Below are 22,680 nucleotides of genomic sequence, written 5' to 3' on the forward strand. Positions count from 1 at the left end.
CAGCCGAGGCGCCAGGTGGACAAAGAGTCAGACCAGCGCCGGGAGCACGACGATCATGGCCGACCGGGCGGGACGAAGCATCTCACCGTGGACAAGCGGCGGGGAAAACGACCGGGAAACGCGAAAAGTGGCCATCCGCGCGGGATGACCACTTTCCGGGAGCCTGACGAGGTCAGGAGGAACTGCTGGCGGCCGGCGACTTGCCGGCCGACGAACTCGAGGACGAGCCGGACGAGCCGTTGCTCGACCCGGTCGAGGAGCCGCCGGACGAGCTGCTGGTCGACGACTCGGACTTCGCCGGCTTGCTCGCGGTGCTCGTGGCGCTCTCGGAACCGGACGAACGGGAGTCCGTGCGGTAGAAGCCGGAGCCCTTGAACACGACGCCGACCGAGTTGAAGACCTTGCGCAGCCGCCCCTCACACGCCGGGCACTCGGTCAGCGGCGCGTCGGAGAAGGACTGCACCGCCTCGAGCTGGTGGCCGCACGCGGTGCAGGCGTACTGGTACGTGGGCACGTTCTCCTCCGGATCTTGGCACGGCCGGTTGGCACTCGACGGATTCGAGTGCCAATGGTGCGTCATGGAACCCGGGTTCGTCCAGCGGAAGCGCCCCGGGCCACATCCGGCACCGCCACCAGCCCGCCTCCCGGCGTGATCACGAAGCGTACCGGCCGGTCGTGCGGCTGGGCCGGAACCGCCCCGACCAGCTCCCCGTCGTGCAGCAGCGCCACCGTGGGGACCGTGGCGGGCACCCGGGCCAGCGCCCGGTCGTACGAGCCGCCGCCCCGGCCGAGCCGGAAACCGCGCCGGTCCACCGCCAGCGCCGGCACCACCACCAGGTCGGCCCCGGCCACCGCCGCGCTGCCCAGCGGCGGGCCGGTCGGCTCGCGCAGGCCCCGGCCGGCGGCCCGCAGCGACTCCGGGCCGGTGTAGGCGGCCCAGTCCAGGTCGAGGTCGTGGAGGAGCACCGGCAGCAGCAGCTCGGCCTCCGGGGGGAGCGCCGCCCGGAGCGCCGCGGGCAGGTCGCTGCCGCCCGGCTCCGAGCCGACCGGCACGTACGCGGTCATCCGGGCCGGGCGCAGCCGGCGTACCAGAGCGACCAGCTCGGCCTGGACGGACGCCGCCGCCTCCGCCCGGCGTGGCGCGGGCAGCGACCGGCGGTGGGCGAGCAGGGCGATCCGCTGGTCCCGCTTGGCCACATCCGCTCCATCAGAAAATTCCGGCACGCAACACTCCTGACGCAACGCTTGCCTCACCGTCGCTCTGTGTCAGCATCGCAGGGAGGGGCGCAGAACTTCCGGGGGGAAGCTTGACGCTACGGGGGCGGTTGACGGCGGCGTTCCTCACGGTGGTGCTCGGCCCCGTCCTGCTCGGCGCGGTCTTCGTCGGGTCCACCCTGAGCGCCGTCGACCGCGGTCGCGCCGTCGAGCGGCTGGGCGTGGCGGCGGCCGGGGTGCGCACCTCCGTCGACGCCCTCTGTCAACAGCTCCGCGCGGCAGCCGACGCGGTCGCGCTGGTCGCCGACCCGGCCGCCCGGTCCCGCGCGGCCGACCAGATGGTCGGCCGGGGCGTGGCCGCCGGCGTGCAGATCGCCGACGCCGCCGGCCGGACCAGCTACGCCACCCTCGGCGGCCCGGCCGGCCCCTGGCAGGACTGCGCCGCCGACGCGCCCGCCGGCCCGGTCCGCGCGCTCGCCGCCCGGGTCCGGCTCCGCGACCCGGCCGGCGCCGACCTGGGCACCGTTGCCGCCGCGCTGCCCGTCGACCCGGCCTTCGTGGCGCGGCTCGCCGCGGTGACCGGCGTCGGGGTCACCCTCCTCGACGACCCGGGCCGGATCACCCACACGACCGAAAAACGGGAGGTACGCGCAGCGGTGCTGGCCGCTGCCCGCGAGGCGGACGGGGAACGGGTGACCGGGACCGCCGACGGCCGGTACGTGCGCCGGGTCGGCCCGTCCCCCGGGCAGCCGCTGCCGCTGGTGCTCTCGGTGCCGGGGGAGCGCCCGCCCGGCCTCTACGCCGCCCTGGTCGGCGCGGTGGTGCTGGCCGCCCTGCTGGCCGTGCTGGCCGCCTGGCGACTGGCCCGGGTGACCACCCGGCCCCTGGTGGAGCTGGCCGGCGCGGTGGACCGGGTGGCGCATGGCGACCTGACCGCGCGCGTGCCGGTCCGCAGCCGGGACGAGATCGGGCGGCTGGCCGGCGCGTTCAACCGGATGACCCGGGAGACCGGCAGCTACGTGGCGGCGCTGACCAGCAGCCGGGACCAGCTCCGCGGTCACCTGACCGTGCTCGGCGACACCCTGGCCAGCACCCACGACCTGCAACGCATCCTGCGGGTGATCCTGCACAGCGCGATCGCCGCCACCGGGGCCCGGGCCGGCGCGGTGCTGCTGCTGGACGGCGAGGACGTGCTGGTCGGCCAGTGCGTCGAGGGGCTGGACGGGCGCTGGCCGACCGAGGACCGGGCCGATCCGGCGACGCTGCGGGTGCCGGTCGGCGCCGGGGTGGTCGGCACGGTGGCCGCCACCGGGGAGCCGCTGCGCGGGCGGTGGGAGCCGGCGGACGCGCCGACCGGCGAGCCGTCCTGCGAGACGTACGTGGCGGTGCCCTTCGCGGCCCCCCGCGGCGCGGAACCGCGCGGCGACCCGGACCGGCCCGGCCATCCCCCGGCCGAGGCGTCCGACTCCGCGGCGCTCGGCGTGCTGGCCCTGTACGACCGGCTCGGCGCGGACGAGTTCGACGACGACGACCTCGTCACCCTGCGGACCTTCGCCGGGCACGCGGCGGTGGCGGTGGAGAACGTCCGGGTGCACGAGGAGGCGCAGCGGCTCTCCCTGACCGACCCGCTCACCGGGCTGTGGAACTACCGCTACCTGCGCGAGTCGATCCGGCGCGAGGTGGAGCGGGCCAACCGCTTCGGCCGGATGCTCAGCGTGCTCGCCCTCGACCTGGACCGGTTCAAGGACGTCAACGACACCTGGGGGCACGCCGCCGGGGACGCGGTGCTGGTCGAGTTCGCCCGCCGGGTACGCGGCGAGATCCGCGAGGTCGACCTGGCGTTCCGGCAGGGCGGCGAGGAGTTCGTGGTGCTGCTGCCGGAGACCGACGCCCGGGGCGCCACGATCGTCGCCGAGCGGCTCGGCGCGGTGGTCCGGGACCACCCGGTGCCCGTGGACGGGCACGCCGGGGAGCCGATCCGGGTACGGGTGACCGTCTCCATCGGCATCGCCGTCTACCCGGACCACGCGGCCGGTGGCCAGCAGGTGCTCGACGCCGCCGACGACGCGCTCTACGCGGCGAAGGCGGCCGGCCGGGACGGCTACCGGCTGGCCCAGGCCCCCGACCCGGTCCCCACCCAGGAGATCCCCGTGGTCGTCACCACGGTCAGCCCGCCCGACGGACTGCCCCGGGCCGGCGCCGGGGACGCCGCGACGGTGGCACAGGGCGGCGCGTCTTCCGGTCCTCACCCGCCGCGGCAGAGCCGTGGCCGATAGTCTCGCGACATGTCGGAGCACTCAGCGAACCCCTCAGCGACCGCCGCGACCGGTCGCTCCCGTGCGGTCAAGGCCGTCATCCCGGCCGCCGGCCTGGCCACCCGGTTCCTGCCGGCCACCAAGGCGGTGCCCAAGGAGCTGCTGCCGGTCGTCGACCGGCCGGTGCTCCAGTACATCGTCGAGGAGGCCGCCCAGGCCGGCCTGACCGACGTGCTGCTGATCACCGGACGCGGCAAGACGTCGATGGTGGACCACTTCGACCGCCGGCCCGACCTGGAGGCGCGGCTGGAGAGCAAGCCCGACGTGCTGGAGGCCGTACGCCGCCCCGAGGAGCTGGCCGAAATCTACACCTGCCGCCAGCCCGAGCAGCTCGGCCTCGGCCACGCCGTCGGCTACGCCGAGTCCCACGTCGGCGACGCGCCCTTTGCGGTGCTGCTCGGCGACGAGTTCGTCAAGATGGACGAGCCGCTGCTGCCGGCCATGCTGGACCTCCAGGCCCGCACCGGCGGCGTCGTGCTGGCCTTCTTCGAGGTCGACCCGGCCGACACCTCGCGCTACGGGATCGCCTCCGTCGAGCCGGCCGGGTCGGAGTTCAGCGACCTCGCCGAGGTCGTCAAGGTCACCGGCATGGTCGAGAAGCCGAAGCCGGAGGACGCCCCGAGCAACCTCGCCGTCCTCGGCCGCTACGTGCTCCCGGGGAAGATCTTCGACGCGATCCGGCGCACCGAGCCGGGCAGCGGCGGGGAGATCCAGCTGACCGACGCCATGGAGCTCCTGCGTAACGAGGGGGTGCCGGTGCACGCCATCGTCTACCGGGGCACCCGCTACGACACCGGCATGCCGCTCGGCTACCTCCAGACCGTGGTGCAGATCGCCGTCGAGCGGGAGGACCTCGGCGCCGAGTTCCGCAAGTGGCTCACCGAGTTCGTCAACAACGGCGACGAGACGGTCAGCGCCGCGATTCTGAACGGGATGCGCAACGCGTCCGGCGGTGCCGGTACATGACCGCGACGGCCGACGCCGAGGCGGCCGCGAACGAGTTGACGCCGCTCGCCGACTACCTGGGCAGCGTGCTGCGCAGGTTACGCGCGCTGCCTCCGCTCGACCTCGACCTCACCCAGGCGTACGGCAACGTCCTCGCCGAGGACGTGGTCGCGCCGCACTCGTACCCCGCCTTCGACCAGGCGGCGGTGGACGGGTACGCCGCGCGCTGGGAGGACATCTCCGGAGGGAGCCGGGGGCCGGGCTACGTCCCGGCCCCCTCCGGTATTCCCGGTGGCCGCAGCATCCGGCTGAACGTGGTCGGTGACCTCGGTGCGGCGAGCTGGCGGCCGGTCCGGCTCACCCCCGGCTCCTGCTTCTCGGTGGCCGCCGGCGCGCCGCTGCCCATCGGCGCCGACGTGGTGGTCCCGGTGGAGTGGACCGACCAGGGCATGGCCGCCGTGGAGATCTTCCGCGCCCCCAAACGGGGCTACGGCGTCCGCCGCGCCGGGGAGGAACTGCCCGCCGGCACCCTGCTCGCCCGCGCCGGCACCTACGTCTCGCCCGCCCTGGTCGCGGTCTTCGCCGCCACCGGCATCGGGCACGTGGTGGTGCGGCCCAGCCCGCGGGTGGTCATCGTGGCCACCGGCGACGAACTGGTCGACGTCGGCCGGGGCAGCCAGCCCGGGCAGGTGGTGGACACCAACTCGCACGCGCTGACCGCCGCAGCGGCCGAGGCGGGCGCGCTGGCGTACCGGGTCGGGATTTGCGACGACGACCCCGAGGCGCTGCGCGGCCTGCTGGAGGACCAGACCCTGCGGGCCGACCTGATCATCACCACCGGCGGCACCGGCACCGGCCCCGGCGACATGGTCCGCCGGATCCTGTCCCGCCGGGAGGGTGGCCGGGCCGGGCCGGTCACCTTCACCGAGGTCGCTCTCTTTCCCGGAACGGCCCTCGGATTCGGTACGGTCGGCGCCGAGGAGGTGCCGGTGGTGTGTCTACCCGGTGAGCCCGGTGCGGCGCTGATCGGCTTCGAGGTGCTGGCCCGTCCGGCCATCCAGCTGCTGGCCGGCGCCGAGCCGGTGTTCCGGCCCAGCGTCCGGGCGCACCTGCTGGAGACGGTCTCGTCGCCGGTGGGGCTGCGCGAGTTCCGCCCGGCCCACGTCGCCGAGCGGCGCGGCGGCGGCTACACCGTGCAGCCACTTGTCGGTGGGCCGTTCACCCTCTCCGGCCTGGCCGAGGCGAACGGCCTGCTGGTGCTCGGCGAGCGGGTCACCACCGCGGCGGCGGGTTCCACGGTGGACGTGTTGCTGCTGGACCGGCGCCGGTGAGCGCGAGGAGTGAGCTTGCGAGCCCCGCAGTCGCGAACGGAAGGCTGACTCGGTGAGTTGGTTCCGACGGCCGCCAGGTTGGCCGGCGGTGCTGATGGACGGTCCGGTGGTGCTGCGGCCCTACCGGCGTTCCGACGCGATGGCCTGGTCGGAGATCCGGCGGGCCAACCGGGCCTGGCTGGCACCCTGGGAGTCCCACCTGCCGGGCAGCTGGGACGAGATGAACTCGCCGTCCGCGTTTCGCTTCGTCCACGCCGACCAGCGGAAGTCCGCGCGGACCGGCGACGGCCTGCCGTTCGCGGTCTGCCTGCGCGAGAACGGCGCGGAGCGGCTGGTCGGCCACATCAACGTGGGCAGCATCGTGCGGCGGGCGTTCTGCTCCGGATACGTGGGCTACTGGGTGGACTCCCGAGTGGCCGGTCGCGGCGTCATCCCCACCGCGGTGGCCCTGGCCGTGGACCACGCGTTCGGCCCCGGCGGCCTGCATCGGATCGAGGTCAACATCCGGCCCGAGAACCAGCCGTCCCGCCGGGTGGTGGAGAAGCTCGGCTTCCGTGAGGAGGCCTACCACGTGCGCTACATGCACATCGACGGCGCCTGGCGGGACCACATCGGATACGCGATGACCAGTGAGGAAGTGGCCGCCGAGGGCGGGCTGCTGGCCCGGTGGCACCGCGTACGTGACAACCGTGGGTGAAGCCTCCCACCCGCCACGCCCGGCGCGGCGCACGGTGAAGTCGGTCGGTGGCCCGTAACCTCAAGTAACTGCAAGCTGTGGCAAGCGCTGCCTGCCCGCACGATCTGCGCCGTAAACGACGGGCGACGGAAGAAGTTGCGGTCGTGTGGCGCTCGCCCCGAACTTTGGTGACGGGAGGGGTGAGGGTGCCGACCTCGGTGCTCCTCGCCGTCCTCGCCGCCGCCGGTCTGCTCGCCTTCGCGCCGGCGCTGGTCCGCCGGTACGACGCCACCGAGCGGCTGGTGGCGGAGCGGGCGCAGTCGACGGCGCGGGTGCTCCAGCGTCGCCGTCGGCGTCGCACCGTGCCCGGACGGCGGCCGGTGCACCCGCCGCGCTCCCTCGTCATCACTCTCAGTGAAGACGCCGATACGGGCAGTCTTGCCCGGCCGGTGTCGGCGCCGCCGGCCCGACGCCGCTCGGGCCGGCTCCGGTCGGTGCCACCCGCCCCGGCCAAGTCCCGCCGACGGCACCCGCCGAAGCGGCGGCAGCACACCCCGGCGATCTACCGCCGGCGCCGGGTGCTCGCCGCGCTGCTGCTGCTCAACTTCGTCGAACTGATCGGCGTGGTGCTGGTCAGCCCCGGGTTCTGGATCAGCGTCTCGGTCACCGGCGCCCTGCTCGTGGCGTACGTCGTACACCTGCGGCAGCGGGCGCTGGCCGAGCGCCGGCGGCGGCGCGCGGAGGCCCGGGAGGCGGCGTGGCTGGCCGCCCGCCAGGCCGAGGTGCGCCGCGAGCAGGCCAGGCGCGCCGCGGCCCGGCGGGAGGCGCAGCGCCGGCTGGCCGCCCAGCGGGAGGCGGTCCGGCGTACCGCGATGGGGCTGGACCGGCCCGCGGACCTGCCGCCCGCGGCGAGCGGCGGTTCGGTCTCCTACCGCCGGGCGGGCGGCCTGCGGGGCCGGCCGTACCAGAGCGGGCGGGGCGCCTGAAATTTTCTGGCCGGTGATGTCGAATCCGGCCAGGGTCGTTCGACGGGTTGGTGAAGGCCGGTGCGGAGCCGGCCGCCGACAGGGGAGCTTCTGATGGCCAAGATCGTGTCGAACTTCTTCATCTCGCTGGACGGTGTCGTGGAGCGGCCCGACCAGTGGCACTTCCCCTACTTCGACGACGAGATGGGCGCCGTGGTCGGCCGCGGGGTGGAGGCGACCACGGCGTTTCTGATGGGGCGCACGCAGTACCAGGAGTGGTCGGAGTTCTGGCCGAACCAGACCGGGGACGACATCGAGTTCGCGTCGTTCATCAACTCGGTGCCGAAGTACGTGCTCTCCAACACCCTCACCGAGACGACCTGGCAGAACTCGCACCTGATCTCCGGGGACTCCGACCGGGTCGCGGCGCGGCTGCGGGAGATCAAGGAGCAGGCCGAGGGGGACATCAGCATGTCGGGCGGCGCCACCACGGTGCGGTGGCTGCTGGCCAACGGGCTGCTGGACGAGTTGCGGCTGCTGGTCCACCCGATCGCCGTGGGACACGGCCAGCGGCTCTTCGAGGACACGCCGACCTACCCCCTACGGCTGCTGAACAGCTCGACTCTCAAGAGCGGCGTCCTGAACCTGACGTACGCCCCCGCCTGAGGTCCGCTCCGCGATCTTGGAGGGTTTGGGCCCCCCTGGGGGGCCTTTTCCCTCCAAGATCTGCTCGGGCGGCGGGGTGGTTCGCGTCGGCGGTGCCGAACCTGTTAGCCTTGGCGCCGGCCCGCCCGGTGCAAGCCGGGTGGGACCGACGCTGGTACGCCAGCGGAGGGGCTGTGGCGCAGACCGGTAGCGCACCTCGTTCGCATCGAGGGGGTCAGGGGTTCAAATCCCCTCAGCTCCACCCAGTTCAAAGGCCGTTTCCCGGTGTGGGAGACGGCCTTTTCGATCGTATACAGCAGCGAAGTACAGCAGTCGTCGACCGCAGGGGCGATGGGGGCTGCCGCGAGCTAATCCGGCAGCGGTGTGGGGTGCATCGTGAGGTAGATCAGCCCCTGCTCCTCGTGAACCGTGCAGCTCAGTTCGTAGGGCTCGGCAGCGCCGATGCGGAAGACGAGGGTGACGCGATCCTGCACGAATCTCTCTGAGCCGGTGGGCTCGCCGAAGACGCCGGTGATCTCTTGCTGGTCCAGCCCTGCCCGCAGGGGGAGCCGGAGCGCGTCGATCATGCTCTGAGTCGTTGGCTCGGGCAGGGCGACGAGGTCGATCGCTACCGAACGCGTTACCTCGGGGGCTGACTCAAGACGAAGCCACTCCGTGAAGCCCGACGCCTCCCCAACCCAGCAACGTTCCAGGTACTCCCAGCCGCGAAGCTGCTCAAGGTGCTCCGCCGCTACGAAGTGGGCGAGGCGAAGCCGACCGAAGGCGTCATGCGAGATCCCCAACGACTCCACCCTGACACTCCTTCAGTTGATCGAGGCCGAGCGACAGTACAACAGCTCACAGGAACTGGTCGCCGAGCCGGGTGAGAGCCGTCTCGGTCGCCTCCGAGGCGACCTGGGCGTAGATGTTCATGGTCACGGCGATCTGGCTGTGCCGCAGGATCCGCATCATGACCCGGGGGTGGACGTCGAGGGCCACCAGCAGGGTGGCGCAGGTGCGTCGGGTGGTGTGCACGGAGATCTCCCGGACGCCAGCCTTGCGGCAGCGGGTCTTGAACTCCCGGTGGAAGTTCCTCGGCTCGATCGGCGTCCCGAGGCGGGTGGCGAAGACCAGGCCGCTGTCCTGCCAGGCCCGGCCGGCGTGTTCCTGGTGCCGCTGCTGATCTTCCCGGCGGGAACGCAGGGCCGTGGTGCAGATGGCCGGCAGGGGCAGGGTGGCGTCCGACGCCTCGGTCTTGGTCTCCCGGTGCAGGAGCTGCCGGCGGATGCGCTGGAGCTGGTAGGCCACCGACAGCTCGTTGGCGGCCAGGTCGACGTCCTCCCACCGAAGGCCCAGCACCTCACCCCGGCGCAGCCCGAGCACGAGGATCAGCACGTACGCGGCGTAGAGCGGGTCGCCGTCGGCGCGGGCCGACTCCAGGAACTGGCGAACCTCGTCGACGGACCACGGCTTGTCCTTGCGCGGGCGGGGCTTGGCCACCCGGAGCAACGCTGCCGGGTTGCGGGTCAGCAGCTCGTCACGGACGCCGTTGTTCAACGCGGCGCGGAGCGTCGTCCAGGCGTCGCGGGCGGTCCGTTCGGAGACGGTCCGCCGGCAGCAGCGGCCGGCGGCACAACACTTCCGCTTGCCCTCAGGCCGGGCGGCGTCCTTGCCCTGTAGGCAGCACTGGCAGGCGGACCGCGGCTGGTTGAGCCAGGTCTGCACGTCGCGCACGCTCAGCTTGTCGAGGCGGCGGGAGCCCAGCTCCGGCGTGATGTAGAGGCGGACGAACATGTCGTAGTTGGCCGCCGTGGCGGGGGCCAGGTTCGGCTCGACGACATCGCGGAGCCACGAGTCGAGGTAGCCGGCGAGGGTGGGCAGACGGGTGACAACCGGCCCGGCCTTGGCCTGCTGGTGCAGCCTGATCCACTTTTCGTGGACGGCTTCACGGGTCTGTCCGTAAACGTACTTGCGGGTGCGCTTGCCATCGGGCTTGGTTACCCACAGCCCCGAGTCGCCGTGTGAGCAGGTGTCGCCGGCCGTTGACGCTGGTGGCGGGACAGCGGCTCTATGTTCCGCTTCGACTCGACGTGAAGCCCTCAGTAGAGGTAGACGTCGATTACGAAGGCAGCGAGGCCGGCGAGGGTGGCCAAGGTGGCGATGCGGCGGCCAGTGCCGGCGGCTAGCGGGCCGAGGCCGAGGGCGAGTGCGGTTGCGGCGATGGTGAAGACTCCGCTGCCTGTGTCCTGCCAGGAAGCGGGGAGAGCGGCGATGGGAGCGTCGGTGAAGAACTGTGTGCCGTGCGTGGCGTGCAGGATCGCGTTCCAGGCGAGGGGGCCGGCCAGTGCTGCGACGGCAACGGTGGCGATCACGGCGGGGCGTCGGGGTCCGGCGGCGGCGGCGAGGAGGGCGGCGAGCAGCGCGGACAGGGCAGCGCCGTAGAGCATTGTCGACCAGGTCAGCATGCTTCCCCCGATGACGCCGTCATGGGTAACCGTGGCTACATTCTCGCCTCACCGAGGGCCGATTCGTTCGACTCCCATTCCAGTGTTGGCTTCCCGAGGCCGGGAGTCAGGAGCGAGTTTGGCGGCGTTGGTGCGACAGGTCGGTGTGGTGGTGGCCGCCGGGGTGGCTGTCGGGGTCGGTGTGCACGGTGGCGGTGGTCAGGCGGGGCACGGCGTGGGTGAGTTGGTGTTCGGCGTCGGCGGCGATCTCGTGCGCGGCAACGAGGCTGAGGTTCGCATCGACGACCAGCTCGGCTTCGGCGTGGAGGCGGTGACCGATCCAGCGGAGTCGCACCGCGGCCACGTCCTGGACGCCGTCGACGGCCCGCAGGGTGGTTTCGGCCTGGTCGACGATGGCGGGGTCGACGGCGTCCATGAGGCGTCGGTAGACCTCTCGGGCGGCGTCTTTGAGGACGAAGGTGATGGCGACGGCGATGGCCAGGCCGACGACGGGGTCGGCCCACCGCCAGCTGAGTGCGGCGCCGCCGGCGGCGGCGAGGACGGCGAGGGAGGTGTAGCCATCGGTGCGGGCGTGCAGGCCGTCGGCGATGAGGGCGGCGGAGCCGATGCGGCGGCCGACGCGGATGCGGTAGCGGGCGACCAGCTCGTTGCCGATGAACCCGACGAGGCCGGCGGCGGCGACCCAGGGCACGTGGGTCATCGCGGCGGGGTGCAGTAGCCGGGTGATGGCGGTCCAGGCGGCGGCGACGGCGGAGCCGGCGATGACGAGGACGATGACGATGCCGGCGAGGTCTTCGGCGCGGCCGTAGCCGTAGGTGTAGGCGCGGGTGGCGGCGCGGCGGCCGAGGAGGAAGGCGATGCCGAGAGGTACGGCGGTCAGGGCGTCGGCGACGTTGTGCAGGGTGTCGCCGAGCAGGGCGACCGAGCCCGAGAGCACCACGATGACCGCCTGGGCCAGCGCGGTGACCCCGAGGCCGACCAGCGAGATCCACAGCGCGCGTAGCCCGTCACGGGAGGACTCCAACGCGGGGTCGATCTTCGCGCGGGAGTCGTGGGAGTGCGGGACGACCGCGTGCGTCAGCCGGTGCCACCAGGCAGCGAGCCGGCCGCCGTGGGCATGCCCGTGGTCGTGGTTGTGCGGGTGGTCATGACCGTGGTCGTGGTCGTTCACTGCTTCCCCTAGGTCGCCCGGTCGCACAGGCGGTTGCTACCCCTGACGGCGGCGATAATATGTGCTCATGTACGCACGCGACAACGTTGCAGATGCCAAGGAGCTGCAACAACGTCTGCCTGAATGGCCGCAGGTCGCTGCGGCGACGGACATGTTGCGGATGCTGGCCGATCCCACACGGCTGCGGCTGATGGCGTTGCTCTGCGAGGGCGAGTACGACGTGACGGCGCTGGTGGCAGCGGTGGGGATGGCGCGGCCGGCGGTGTCGCAGCACCTGGGCAAGCTTCGGTTGGCCGGGTTGGTCAGCGTGCGGCGGGAGGGCCGCCGGGCTCTCTATCGGGCCAGGGGCGGGCATGTGCGCCGGTTGGTGACCGAGGTGTTGCATGCGGCGTCGCATCGGGTAACTGGCGCGCCGGAGCACGATTGAGCCGCGGCCCCCTATTCGATCGGCTTGGAGCGGGGATCGGCGAACCAGTCGCGGGTGAACTGGCGTACCGCCTCGATGTCGACGGCGTCGCAGGCGGCGGTGTTGTAGGCGTGCACGGCCTTGACCGCCTCGGTCTGGCCGGGGGCGGGGCCGCCGACGACCCGGCCGGCTGCGGGGTCGGTGACGTAGGCGCGCACCTGGGCGAGCTGCTCGGCGGCCAGGTCGGGGCGGTAGTTGACGATCACATAGCCGTCGCCGATGACGTGCCCGAACGAGGTTGCTGGCACCGTCTCCCCGGGCTCGAAGAAATCCTTGGCCGGGTGGCCGCCGCCGGCGGGGAAGGTTTCGGTGCGGTCCCGGACCGTGCAGGCGCCCACGGCGGGATCGGCCTGGACCGGACGCAGCGCCTCGCCGCCGGAGGTGAGGGCCAGGATCGACGCGGCCACGACCCCCGCGGCGACGAGAACGCCGTGGGACAGGCGGGGCTCTTTCAGCTTCGGCAAGAAGTGGCTGAGCACGTCACCGAGCATGAACATGGCCCCAACAGCGATGAGCTGCCCGATCTCTACGCCGACGTTGAAGGCCAGCACCCGGGGGATCATCCCGTCCGAGGGTAGGCCGAGATCCTGCAACCGGGTCGACAGCCCGAGGCCGTGGACCAGGCCGAAGCCGAGGACGGCGGCGGCGAACCACGTCCAGTTCTTCGGCCGGCCGCGCGGTCCGACCACGCCGACGAAGACCAGGCTCAGCGCGACGACGATGTCGACCAAGGCGGGGTTGACGTGCCAGTCCGCCACCGTGGCGGTGAACAGAGTGATGCTGTGCCCGAGCGCGAACAGCGAGATCAGCTTCGCCGCCCGCCGGATCTCACCGGCCAGGAGCAGAATGCCACCGACGAACGCCAGGTGATCCCAGCCGGCGAGCATGTGCTTGGTCCCCAGCCACACGAACCCGCCGACCGTGTCGCTTGATCCGCCCACACCGTGAGCCAAGGCTGCACCCGGCACGGCCAGCACGATGAACGCCACCACACCAGCAACCACCGCGCCCCGTCGCACCCCAGCGAGCATCGCCCCGCCCTTTCCTCCGTAGCCGCCCGCAAGCCCTGAGCGTGCCGGGTCGTCTACTAGTCGCTCCGCCGAGCCGTCCAGTTCCCGCCGTGACCCAGGCAACCACGAATCGCAGCCCCGGGCGCCGCGATGGCTGGACCGGTCAGGACACGGGAAGCCCCAGCAGGCCAGCGGCGAGATCCAGGGCGGCACTGACCGCCAGGACGCGCAGAACCGACCAGCGGAGACCGAAGACCAACAACGCCGCGACGACGGCGATTACCAGCGGCACCGGTCGCTAACTGCCAGGTCGGGCAGCTTCAGGTGCAGGGGGCTGGTGGTCACGAGTTGCTGTCGGGCGAACAGGGTGTGCGCGGCAAAGTACAGGCCGAGATTGGCGATGACGCCAACCACGGCGGCGGTGACGAACGACGACCATCGGGTGGGTCCCGCCGAACCCGATGTTAGGAACGGCAGCCGAATCTAGCTGGGCACGCCGGGGGAGCCGTCATGGCCCCGCAGTACGTGAGCGAGGATCACTCGACCAACTCCTGGCGAGGCTCTTCAACGCGGCCAGGTTGAAGCGCGGGCACGTCATGGTCTGGTAGGCGGTCCGAGCGAGCACGGGGTCGCGTTGCTGTGGCATCGCGGCGCCGACGACCGAAGCACCCTCGGGGCTGGTGACGAACGCGCGTAGCTGCGCCACCTGGGAGGTGGGCAAGTCGGGACGGTATCCGACGACGAGGTATCCGTTGCCGACGGCTCTGTCCAAGTCCGCTGCGGGGGCAGGCTCGGTGGGCTCATAGAAGTTCTTGGCGGGCCGGCTCCCACCGACATGCGGCGGTGGAGCATGCTCGCCCAGCAGGCAGGTACCCAGCGCCTGCGTCGTCATCCGATAGCTGCTGATCGGCGTGCGAGTTGCCGAGACGTAGGACAGCGCCGCGCTGGCCACGAGCCCGACCACGAGCAGGGAGCCGAACCCGACACGTCTGGCTTTGGCGGGGGCGAAGTTCTGCCGCAGCAGGTCAGCCAGCACGTAGATGACGTAAACGGCCAGCAGTTGCCCCAGCTCCACCCCGAGGTTGAAGGCCACCACGCGAATCAGCAGTCCGTCTTCGGGCATCCCGATCGCTTGCAGCCGGGTGGACAGGCCGAGCCCGTGGATCAGCCCGAAGGCCAGCACCGCCGCGCCGACCCACCGGTACTTCTTTGGCCGGCGGAACAGGCCGACCACGCCGACGAACACCAGGCTCAGCGCGATCACGATGTCGACCACGTCGGCATTGAACTTCCAACCAGCCACCGTGGCGGTAATCAACGTGAGGCTGTGCCCCAACGCGAACAACGAGACCAGCGTCAAAGCCGGCCTTGCGCGCGATGCCAGCAGCACCACTCCCGCGACGAACAGCAAGTGATCCCAACCGAGCAGCATGTGGGTAAAGCCCAGCGAGACAAATCCCCCGACCGTCTCGGTACCCGTCCCGTGCACACCGTGGGCAGACGCTGCCGTTGACGAGCCGCCCAGCAGTACCCCTGACAGACCAATAACGCCCGAGCACGACGCCGGCCACCAACCGATCCGCTGCCGCAACTACTTCTCCTCAGCCCACTCGTCCTTTATTGCCCATAGTGCCGTATTTGCTAGGCACTGGGGCAAAAAGCGGCGGGCAGCTGACTTGCAGAGTGCGGAATCTAGGACCAGCAGGTGTAGCAACGCCTGTAGCAACGATGACGAACGACGGCGGACGACCAACCGTTCTCGGTAGGCCCGACGAAGGCAGGCCGGTCGACGGTGGACGCAACTGGAAGGCTGCCCAGAACTTACAAGCGAGGGGTCGTAGCTCCGAAAACCCGTCAGTGGACGTTGGGCGGCTCGTCCTGCGGAACCCCTGAGTCCGGCGCCCGCCAGCACGTCCGCCAGTGCCGTTGACCGCCGTCGGGCTGGCCACAGGGGCGCTCGCCGTCGAACCACGCGACGACCCCTCCGTACCGCACGCCGTCCCAGAGCATAGAGATCGCAGAGTGGCGTGGTTTGGCTGGTGGCGCTGGAGTCTGGAAACTGGCTGAAAGGATGAACGGCCCGGTTGGGCGTGCTGGTTATGGTGTCGCCTGCTGTATCACCCCTTGGAAGGAACACCAGTGTCAGAGCAGGTCGCACCGCCTTTCCCCCCGCAGCCCGGCCAGCCCGAGCCGGCCTTCCCGGCGCAGCCGTCGGCGGAGGCGAAGAAGTCCCGGGGTCGGAAGATCCTCAGCATCGTCGGCCTCCTTCTCGCCGTCGTGGCGATTGGCCTCGTCAAGGGCGGCCTCCACCTGTGGGAGCAGCGCGATGACACCGTGCAGGCGAAGGCCGGCGACTGCATCGCGAAGCTGCCCGAGTTGGCCGACGGCAAGGAAACGGAGGCCAACGACGCCAAGGTGGTGGAGTGCACCTCCACCGAGGCGGTGTACAACGTCGTGGGTCGGGTTGACGGCCAGACTGAGGCCCAGGCGCAGGCCGGCGAGGCCTGCGACCAGTACATCAAGGAGGGCGAGGACGGCTACGTGTTCTGGGGCAACGAGCGCACCGGGGACAAGTACTACCTGCTCTGCCTGACCAAGAAGGCCTGACCTCCGCGACGAGCGACGGCGGCACGGGTGGCCCCGCGCCGCCGTCGGCGTTTCTATGTCGGTCTCACGGGCCAGCCCGACGTGGACTTACGGCTCGGCACCGGTCAGGCTTCTAGATCAGGATGGTCGGTCGGGCGTCCTGCTTCGTCTCACTTGTCGTCTCGTTCATGGGCGTGCGCGGGTGACCGTAGGCGACCGGCCGTTCGGGTTGGCCTAGATGGCGAACCGGCCCGATCAATCGAGTGCGGGGCCGAGCAGACTTGGAAAGCGTGCCTGGAGCGCTGCGCGCGCCGGCCCTGGCACGACTCGCCTCAGCTGCTTCCATCCACTGGGCGAAAGCTCAAGCCTTGTCTCGCTCCGCAGCCTCTTCAGGGGAGAGGCGGCTGACTGCCAGGCCGGAATCGGTACGAACGAGTGTCAGCGCGCCGTTCCAGCTGGGGCCGTCAGGGTACTCCCAGCTCGCTGGATCTGCGAGCCTGTGCGGGAGTTCAAGCTCCGCCGACGAGACGGCGGCCGACGGAGCTCGGCGTCCGGGCGGGTTGTACGTCATGCGTCCTTGGCCTCTGCCTGGGCGTGGCGGTGTTTGGCGACGAAATACAGCTCCGCCAACCTCGCCAGCAGAGGTATCTCCACCTGCGATCCGTTCCCGAGATACACCTTGACGCTCGTGCGCAGCCACATCGCGCTTCGGGCGACGAACTCCCAGTCTTCGGTGGCGGTGGAGCCCGTACCCGCGAAGTCCTTGATGGGCAACCGCCACATCGCCGACGATCCCGGCTCTAGCCGGTGTGGAAGCTGCGGCCCCTTGAAGGCCTCGCGGGTCAACGACCGCTCGTGCTCACTTTCAGGTTGAGGTTCCATCGGTGCCGAAAATGGTGAGGTCGCATCCGTGTCATAGAGGGGGTTCCTGCGGACGAGCGTCAGGCGATCAACATCGACGGGCGCAAGCCCCGCGTTGTGCAGAGTGAGAAAGATCGTCAGCGGGTAAAGGCCCGGAGGGAGGCAGTCCGCCTCACCCGCCACCGTCGGCCCAGCACGCTTGAACGTTTCCCGAGCGACCCTCAGCGACGACCGTGCCGTCAGCAGCGAGACGACTCCCACCATCAGTGCAGCGAGCGCCACTGCCGGCGACGCGAACGCCAGCCACGTCGGGACCGTGTCATGTCTCGATGATGGTGCCTACCGGCCCCTGCGGGGATCCCCCGGGCGGCCGCCGGGCAGCAACTTGCCGACCCTGTCGCTGGCCATCCCCTCCCGCCACTCCCGCGGGCTGTAGAGCTTGCCGCAGCCTAGCTCCCCGGCGCACTCGCGGTACCCGTCGGCGTGGATCACGATCCGGCTGCGCCCAAGGTGACTGATAGGTGGGCCTCTTCGGAGGATCCTCAGCGCGGGAGTGCTGCGTAGTCTGCCGGTAATCGGCTCTGGCGGTGGAGGTGTCGGTTGGCGGTTATGGCGCTCAACCTGCTCGAGGGCAAGGGCTTCAGTGCCGTGACACTCGCCGTGGCCGTATTTGCCCTCCTGTTTGCTGCCCCGGCCCTTTACTTCGCACGCGAGGCGGTCTTCCCGCCAAGGAGGCGTCTCAGCATCCATCTGCTGACGCCGGCTCGCATCCTCGGCCACGCGGGGGATCGCGTCGAGGATCTAGACATTTGGCGTCGGGGTCGGGTGCTTGAGGATCCTTACGTCGTGACGGTAATCGTGAGGAACACGGGCAGGCACGCAGTCGATGACGATCAATTCTATCGGGGTCGGCCTATTAGGATCAATTTCCGCGTGCCGGTTGCGCTTCTCGGTTCTCCACCTGAAGCTGTGGCCGTAGACGATCAAGACTTACTTATCGGTCCGTACCTGATTCGTCAAGGGCAGGAACTACAGATCCAAGTCTTGACTGATCGTGCCCCCGTCTTGGACAAGGACGCAGTGAGTGAATACCTGAAAGATGCCAAGGTGGCCGTTGAAATCGGCTCCTACGGCTCGCAAGTAGGAGTGGCCGTCCGTGCCGTGGTCATCAAATTAGGGGTAGTGCTTCTGTTGCTTTATGGCGCTGCGGCTTACAGCAATTGGTATCATTAAGGCAATGGAGCGGTGTCTAAGATTGGGATGCAGACGCATACGAAAAGTCATCCAGCACGGATGCTCGGGTGGCTTTCGTAGTGCTGGTGTCTACCGGCCGCGGCGGCGATCCCCCAGGCGGCCGCCGGGCAGCAGCGTGCCGACCCTGTCGCTGGCCATCCACTCCCGCCACTCCCGCGGGCTGTAGAGGTTGCCGCAGCCGTCCCCTTCCCCTTCCCCGATGGACTGGCATTGCGCTCCCGACGTGCTGATGCCGTTAGAGCTGAGGATTGCAGCAACGCTGACAGCAACCGGCCCGGATGTGGACAGCCGCCGACAGCGCACGGCGGACGGTTGCTCGAGGTCGCACACGCGGACGGACGCCGCCGGACGAGGTGCACAGAGCTCAGACGGAAGTAGCCCCAGGCGTGACTGAGATGGACCAGTCTGGGCTATTTCCAGGCAGCCGGGGTGCCGCGCCAGCGGCATGTTCCTCTTGTAAGCGAGAAGTCGGCGACGGGGCCGGTCAGGCCGTTTGCAGGCGTCGCGCGACATCGATGAGAGCGTTGAAGGTGTCTCGGTCTTCGTCGGTTGGACGTGGAAGCGGCGTGGCGACCTGGTGGTGACGACGGAGGTAGTCCGCCGCAGCGGCGATCACTCCACTTGCCCCCCAGCCATGGGCCTGATCCGCCGTAAAGACTGCTGTAGGGCTTCGGTGGCATCGGGGCCGGCCAGAAAAACGGCGGCCGTCGCGAGCGGCGGCGCATCGAGGGAACCCCGCGATGTGGCTAGAGCATGGAGAACCGCGGCAGTCACGTCCGCACCCCCGACCCCTACTGAGTACCAGGCGCCCATGACGCGAGTGCGCCAGCCGTCTCTCAGGAGTGCGATTACATCGGTTGCGGTTATGGCTCGGTTCGCCTCGGCCACGGCCGCGAGCAAGGGAAGTCCGTACCTGAGGGCGTTGGTTCCCATCATGTCGAGGTAGAACGGTACGACGTACTGGGCAACCAGCCCCTCGCTACTCCCTTGATCCACCCTCGCAAGATAGCCGGGCGCATCGCGCGATCAGAGCAGGAGCCGGCTCCCGTCGAGCAGCCAAACCAGCGAGCATGAACGGACGATCGCGGACGGGGACGCCATGTCCGGCACGAGAGTCAAACGATGGACCAGCGTCGAGGAGCCGACTCGTAATGCGTCGGTCAGCGGCCGACGCGAATGCGATCGGCGGCGTACGTCTCCCGGGAGCCGCCAGCGCGGAAGATCACGATGACTGGGACGCCCTCGCCGATCTCGAGTTCGCGTCGCTCTGCGGGGGTGGGCATCCGGGCAGACGCGGTGTCGCCCTTGAGGAGGGTGACTGTCTCGGTTGGCTCGTTGGCGCGGACGAAGGTGCCGCGCGGTGGTTCCACGATCACGAGCCCTTCCGACCGAAGTAGCGCTATCGCCTGTCGGACGCTCGTGCGGCTCAGCCCGTACTCCTGAGCTAGCCGCAGCTCACTCGGCAGCGACGCGCCGGGCGCAAGGTCGCCAGACGTGATCCGGTCTCGCAGAAGGTCCGCGAGCTGCCGGAACACGGCGCGGTCTGCGCTCGGGTCGATCACGGCTGTGACGCTACGTGTCCAACAGCTCTACATCTTATTGTATCTACAGTCCTACGTCGTTACGGTTACCTCTGGCGTCCGGCTGCCAGCTCCGGGCCGAACGCCTGCCATCGACTTCATGCTCCAGGGGGTCCAGTGCCGCGCGTCTCGTACGAGGAGTACCTGTTCGCTGTCGCCCTGACCTTGGCCCGCCGGCACCGGCCGGTCTGGTCATGGCGGCACTGGCGGCGCATCTGCCGCTGCGGCGCGACCCTGCCGTGTCGCAGCCGTCACCGCATCCCGATCAACCGCGGCCACTGGCCCAGCCAGGACGGTCTGCGATGACCACTCACCACCCAATCAAGCCGGCCTGGACGTGCGGCGGCTGTGCGGGGGAGTGGCCCTGCCAGAGCCGGCGGTTGGAACTGCTAGCCGAGTACGACCGCGCACCGGTGTCGCTGGCCCTCTACCTCGCCGCCCAACTCGTCGACGCCACCCAGGACCTGCCCCACGTCCCCGCCGGCCACCTGCACCACCGCTTCCTGGGTTGGACCCGATGAGCATCCTCCGAGCCGGAGACGGAAAGTTCCACTACAGCGACGGCTCCCACCGCTGGATCCCGCCGAACCCGGACTACGACCAGGAGGTCTGGGACGAGCAGGTCCGCCAGCACAAGCACGGCCACCTCAAGAACCAGCGCCCCAAGGTGCGCATCCAGCGCCTCGTCTGATGCCAGCAGTACAGCAGCGAAGTACAGCAACCGTGCCAGCCGAACCGGGCCGAGTCGAGCGTCAGCAGAGCCGGTGACCTCGGGAGCGGCCCGACCAGACCACGATGCAGCCAGTTCGCATCGAGGGGGTCAGGGGTTCAAATCCCCTCAGCTCCACCCAGCTCAAAGGCCGTTTCCCGTGGTGGGAGACCCCCTTTTTCGATCTTGTACCGCATCGGCGTGCATCAGCTCACAGGAACTGCTCGCTGAGCCGGGTGCAGGCCGTCTCGGTCGCCCCGGAGGCGCCCTGGGCGTAGATGTTCATGGTCACGGCGATCTAGCGGGCCGCGTTGGTTGCCTGGGTTCAACGGGTCGCCGGTTCACATCCGGCCGTCCCGACGGAGCCCAGAGGGCACATCCGATCAACGGATGTGCCCTCTGGTCATTGGTCGGGCGACCGACTGACGACGCCGCCTCGGCACCGAGGATCCGGGCGGACATCGCCGTAGCCGCTTGAAGGCCCGGCCGGCAGGTCGCCGGCCGGGCCTCCGATCAGGACTGGTGTGTTCGGCGACGCCGGGCGAGGAGGAACATGACTCCGCCCAGGGCGACCATCGCACTTCCCGTTCCCGTCAGGGCCGGGACCAGGCCGCTACCGGTTACCGGCAGCATTCCGGAGTCGTTGCCCCGACCGCCTGGCCCACCAGGACTGCCGGGCCTACCGGGAGCGCCGGGCCCACCGGAGCTACCGGGAGCGCCTGGGGCACCAGGACTGCCGGGTGCGCCAGGGCTGCCGGGCGCACCAGGAGCGCCTGGGGCGCCGGGAGCGCCTGGGGCGCCGGGAGCGCCTGGGGCGCCGGGAGCGCCTGGGGCGCCGGGAGCGCCTGGGGCACCAGGACTGCCGGGTGCGCCAGGGCTGCCGGGGGCGCCGGTCGGGCCTGGGGCGCCGGTCGGGCCTGGGGCGCCGGTCGGGCCGGGCGGACCGGTCGGGCCGGGCGGGCCCGTCGGGCCGGCGCACAGCGGGGCGGTGATGACGTTGTTGTCGAGGGTGACGGCGGCGGTTCGAGCCAGCGCGCGGCCCTGGAGAGTCGCGCCCGTGGCCATCGTGATCGACGCCTGAGCCATGATGGTGCCCACGAAGGTGGTGCCAGTGCCGATCGTCGCCGAGCTGCCGATCTTCCAGAACACGTTGCAGGGCGAAGCGCCGTTGATCAGGACGACGCTGCTGTTCGACGCCGTCGTCAGCGCGGAGTCAACCTGGAGGATGAACACGGCCTGGGGGTTGCCATGGGCGTTGAGCGTCAGTGCCCCGGTCAGCTGCGCTGCCCCGATCCGGTAGACGCCGGGGTTGAGGGTGTTCCCGCCGAGTTCTGCGGGCAGGTTGGTGAACGGGGTCCGGCCGGCGGCGTCGTTGAAGGCCGTGGTCAGGTCGTTCTGGGCCTTCAGGGCGACCGCGTCGCCGAGGTGGATCTCACCGCCGATGGTTGCCGTCTCGAAGCCCGACGCAGTGTTCCCCGGGTACCTTCCGAGGCTCTGCTCCAGGAAGCTTGGGCCGGTGTTGGTGGGCTCGGCCCCGGCCAGCACCGAGAAGTTGCCGGCTGTGCCGAGGCCCACCGGCGCCTCCTGCGCGTTGGCCGCAGTCGAGTTGAAGATCAGCATGGTGACGACCACGGCGGTAGCCGCGGAAAACGCGAGCGCTGGCGGGACCACCCGCTTGAGGCGATGAATGGGTTTAACTTTCACAGAACACCCTCCGTGGGTACTACTTGCAGGAGGCGTCTCGCAAAGGCCCGTCCTGCCCGAAGCAGTGCATAGGGCGCAATGAGGCGCGATGACTACCAAACCATCACAGACTGCGCCACATGGTAGAAATAGGACAATCCGCAAGGTTTTACCCATAGAGACTGGACTGTGGAGCACCGCCCACCGTGCTGTGAGAACTGCAGGCACCTGAGTGAGCCGGTTCCAGCCGAGTTGACGGCCGGCAGCCTGATGTTCGCGGCCCGGGTGGCCTGACCGGGCCGCGGGAGCCTTACGGCTGGCTGGTCAGACGCGGCGTACCTCGGCGACCATGACGGATACGGTCCGGCGGGCGTCTCGGCCGTGGTCTGGTCGGCGGGGATCACGTTGTCCATCCGCATCCGCATCCGCATCCGCAGGTGCTGGGCATCGGCGGCGTCGAACACGATCCGCCACGCCCAGCCGCCGCGTACTCGCCCTTCAGCTCGAACGCCCCGTCCGTTCCTGGGCCTCCGGTCAACGACATCGGCGTCGGCTGCCGGTGCCACGAGTCGCCCCACACGGCGACCAGCGAGCCCTCCTGGTCGCCGGCCCCGATGACGAGCAGGCCGTCCTGCGGCCCGTCGTCAGGATGCGTCCAGGAGTAGGCAACCGAGGTCAGATGACCACCGGCAGCCGTCGTCACGGTGAGCGCGGCCGGCGACTCGGCGAGCGGGTCGGCGGGCATCAACCGGAAGCCGTTGGTGCCCGCCCAGGATCCGGCGAAATCGGCGAGGATCATCCGC

24 protein-coding genes and 1 tRNA gene are annotated in these 22,680 nt (G+C 70.4%); 12 read left to right on the top strand and 13 right to left on the bottom strand.

Going from position 1 to position 22,680, the window contains the following annotated elements; genetic code table 11:
* Positions 1 to 172 precede the first annotated feature (172 nt).
* On the bottom strand, positions 173 to 514 hold the full coding sequence (locus AB0F68_RS10290) for an FmdB family zinc ribbon protein (protein WP_357334823.1): 342 nt from the start codon (positions 512 to 514) through the stop codon (positions 173 to 175).
* A 62-nt stretch (positions 515 to 576) separates the two neighbouring features.
* Positions 577 to 1,224, bottom strand: a complete 648-nt coding sequence (locus AB0F68_RS10295; RefSeq protein ID WP_357334826.1) for a 5-formyltetrahydrofolate cyclo-ligase — start codon at positions 1,222 to 1,224, stop codon at positions 577 to 579.
* An 83-nt stretch (positions 1,225 to 1,307) separates the two neighbouring features.
* On the opposite strand from AB0F68_RS10295, the gene AB0F68_RS10300 reads away from it, so the two are divergent.
* From AB0F68_RS10300 to AB0F68_RS10330, 7 genes are all read left to right on the top strand, one after another.
* Positions 1,308 to 3,491 carry a diguanylate cyclase gene (locus AB0F68_RS10300; RefSeq protein ID WP_357334829.1) on the top strand — a complete coding sequence of 728 codons (2,184 nt, stop codon included), beginning with the start codon at positions 1,308 to 1,310 and terminating at the stop codon, positions 3,489 to 3,491.
* A 9-nt stretch (positions 3,492 to 3,500) separates the two neighbouring features.
* Positions 3,501 to 4,496 (top strand): UTP--glucose-1-phosphate uridylyltransferase, encoded by a 996-nt coding sequence (locus AB0F68_RS10305; RefSeq protein ID WP_357334831.1) that lies wholly within the window; start codon positions 3,501 to 3,503, stop codon positions 4,494 to 4,496.
* Complete coding sequence (gene glp / locus AB0F68_RS10310; RefSeq protein WP_357334833.1) at positions 4,493 to 5,806, top strand: gephyrin-like molybdotransferase Glp; 1,314 nt, start codon at positions 4,493 to 4,495, stop codon at positions 5,804 to 5,806. The genes AB0F68_RS10305 and glp overlap by 4 nt, the downstream gene beginning before the upstream one ends.
* A gap of 94 nt (positions 5,807 to 5,900) precedes the next feature.
* Positions 5,901 to 6,503 (top strand): GNAT family protein, encoded by a 603-nt coding sequence (locus AB0F68_RS10315; RefSeq protein ID WP_357335363.1) that lies wholly within the window; start codon positions 5,901 to 5,903, stop codon positions 6,501 to 6,503.
* Between the two features lie 179 nt (positions 6,504 to 6,682).
* Entirely contained in the window at positions 6,683 to 7,468 is a 786-nt protein-coding gene (locus AB0F68_RS10320) for a hypothetical protein (RefSeq protein ID WP_357334835.1), read from the top strand.
* 93 nt (positions 7,469 to 7,561) lie between these two features.
* Entirely contained in the window at positions 7,562 to 8,113 is a 552-nt protein-coding gene (locus tag AB0F68_RS10325; RefSeq protein ID WP_357334838.1) for a dihydrofolate reductase family protein, read from the top strand.
* Between the two features lie 167 nt (positions 8,114 to 8,280).
* A tRNA-Ala gene (locus AB0F68_RS10330) sits at positions 8,281 to 8,354 on the top strand.
* 106 nt (positions 8,355 to 8,460) lie between these two features.
* Here AB0F68_RS10330 and AB0F68_RS10335 read toward each other — a convergent pair.
* The 4 genes from AB0F68_RS10335 to AB0F68_RS10350 form a co-directional block, all read right to left on the bottom strand.
* The gene (locus AB0F68_RS10335) at positions 8,461 to 8,904 is read right to left on the bottom strand and encodes a hypothetical protein (protein ID WP_357334840.1); all 444 of its coding nucleotides are present in this window, start codon (positions 8,902 to 8,904) and stop codon (positions 8,461 to 8,463) included.
* Between the two features lie 46 nt (positions 8,905 to 8,950).
* Positions 8,951 to 10,195 (bottom strand): tyrosine-type recombinase/integrase, encoded by a 1,245-nt coding sequence (locus AB0F68_RS10340; protein WP_357335366.1) that lies wholly within the window; start codon positions 10,193 to 10,195, stop codon positions 8,951 to 8,953.
* Complete coding sequence (locus AB0F68_RS10345; protein ID WP_357334842.1) at positions 10,192 to 10,557, bottom strand: hypothetical protein; 366 nt, start codon at positions 10,555 to 10,557, stop codon at positions 10,192 to 10,194. Before AB0F68_RS10345 ends, AB0F68_RS10340 begins: the two co-directional genes overlap by 4 nt.
* Positions 10,558 to 10,663: 106 nt before the next feature.
* Entirely contained in the window at positions 10,664 to 11,728 is a 1,065-nt protein-coding gene (locus tag AB0F68_RS10350; protein ID WP_357334845.1) for a cation diffusion facilitator family transporter, read from the bottom strand.
* A 67-nt stretch (positions 11,729 to 11,795) separates the two neighbouring features.
* Between AB0F68_RS10350 and AB0F68_RS10355 the strand changes: the two genes are divergently transcribed.
* Positions 11,796 to 12,155 (top strand): metalloregulator ArsR/SmtB family transcription factor, encoded by a 360-nt coding sequence (locus AB0F68_RS10355; protein ID WP_357334847.1) that lies wholly within the window; start codon positions 11,796 to 11,798, stop codon positions 12,153 to 12,155.
* Positions 12,156 to 12,166: 11 nt separating this feature from the next.
* Here AB0F68_RS10355 and AB0F68_RS10360 read toward each other — a convergent pair whose 3' ends face one another.
* On the bottom strand, positions 12,167 to 13,225 hold the full coding sequence (locus AB0F68_RS10360) for a HupE/UreJ family protein (protein WP_357334849.1): 1,059 nt from the start codon (positions 13,223 to 13,225) through the stop codon (positions 12,167 to 12,169).
* A 487-nt stretch (positions 13,226 to 13,712) separates the two neighbouring features.
* The gene (locus AB0F68_RS10365) at positions 13,713 to 14,795 is read right to left on the bottom strand and encodes a HupE/UreJ family protein (protein ID WP_357334851.1); all 1,083 of its coding nucleotides are present in this window, start codon (positions 14,793 to 14,795) and stop codon (positions 13,713 to 13,715) included.
* Positions 14,796 to 15,343: 548 nt separating this feature from the next.
* On the opposite strand from AB0F68_RS10365, the gene AB0F68_RS10370 reads away from it, so the two are divergent.
* Complete coding sequence (locus AB0F68_RS10370) at positions 15,344 to 15,811, top strand: hypothetical protein (protein ID WP_357334853.1); 468 nt, start codon at positions 15,344 to 15,346, stop codon at positions 15,809 to 15,811.
* A 546-nt stretch (positions 15,812 to 16,357) separates the two neighbouring features.
* On the opposite strand, the gene AB0F68_RS10375 is transcribed toward AB0F68_RS10370, so the two are convergent.
* Positions 16,358 to 16,933 (bottom strand): hypothetical protein, encoded by a 576-nt coding sequence (locus AB0F68_RS10375; protein WP_357334856.1) that lies wholly within the window; start codon positions 16,931 to 16,933, stop codon positions 16,358 to 16,360.
* 327 nt (positions 16,934 to 17,260) lie between these two features.
* Here AB0F68_RS10375 and AB0F68_RS10380 point away from each other — a divergent pair, with 327 nt between their 5' ends.
* The gene (locus AB0F68_RS10380) at positions 17,261 to 17,884 is read left to right on the top strand and encodes a hypothetical protein (RefSeq protein ID WP_357334858.1); all 624 of its coding nucleotides are present in this window, start codon (positions 17,261 to 17,263) and stop codon (positions 17,882 to 17,884) included.
* A 633-nt stretch (positions 17,885 to 18,517) separates the two neighbouring features.
* Here the strand turns inward: AB0F68_RS10380 and AB0F68_RS10385 are convergent.
* Positions 18,518 to 18,901 (bottom strand): DUF6000 family protein, encoded by a 384-nt coding sequence (locus AB0F68_RS10385; RefSeq protein WP_357334860.1) that lies wholly within the window; start codon positions 18,899 to 18,901, stop codon positions 18,518 to 18,520.
* Between the two features lie 164 nt (positions 18,902 to 19,065).
* Entirely contained in the window at positions 19,066 to 19,467 is a 402-nt protein-coding gene (locus tag AB0F68_RS10390; protein ID WP_357334863.1) for a winged helix-turn-helix domain-containing protein, read from the bottom strand.
* Between the two features lie 320 nt (positions 19,468 to 19,787).
* On the opposite strand from AB0F68_RS10390, the gene AB0F68_RS10395 reads away from it, so the two are divergent.
* Positions 19,788 to 20,006, top strand: coding sequence for a flavin reductase (locus AB0F68_RS10395; RefSeq protein ID WP_357334865.1), 219 nt, complete (start codon positions 19,788 to 19,790; stop codon positions 20,004 to 20,006).
* Complete coding sequence (locus AB0F68_RS10400; RefSeq protein ID WP_357334867.1) at positions 20,003 to 20,176, top strand: hypothetical protein; 174 nt, start codon at positions 20,003 to 20,005, stop codon at positions 20,174 to 20,176. The genes AB0F68_RS10395 and AB0F68_RS10400 overlap by 4 nt, the downstream gene beginning before the upstream one ends.
* A gap of 531 nt (positions 20,177 to 20,707) precedes the next feature.
* Here AB0F68_RS10400 and AB0F68_RS10405 read toward each other — a convergent pair.
* Positions 20,708 to 21,826, bottom strand: a complete 1,119-nt coding sequence (locus AB0F68_RS10405; RefSeq protein WP_357334869.1) for an ice-binding family protein — start codon at positions 21,824 to 21,826, stop codon at positions 20,708 to 20,710.
* Between the two features lie 451 nt (positions 21,827 to 22,277).
* A complete protein-coding gene (locus AB0F68_RS10410) occupies positions 22,278 to 22,676 on the bottom strand; it encodes a hypothetical protein (protein ID WP_357334871.1) in 399 nt (132 codons plus the stop codon).
* Positions 22,677 to 22,680 lie beyond the last annotated feature (4 nt).

The sequence above is a fragment of the Micromonospora sp. NPDC023966 genome (assembly GCF_040639095.1).
Classification (GTDB): domain Bacteria; phylum Actinomycetota; class Actinomycetes; order Mycobacteriales; family Micromonosporaceae; genus Micromonospora.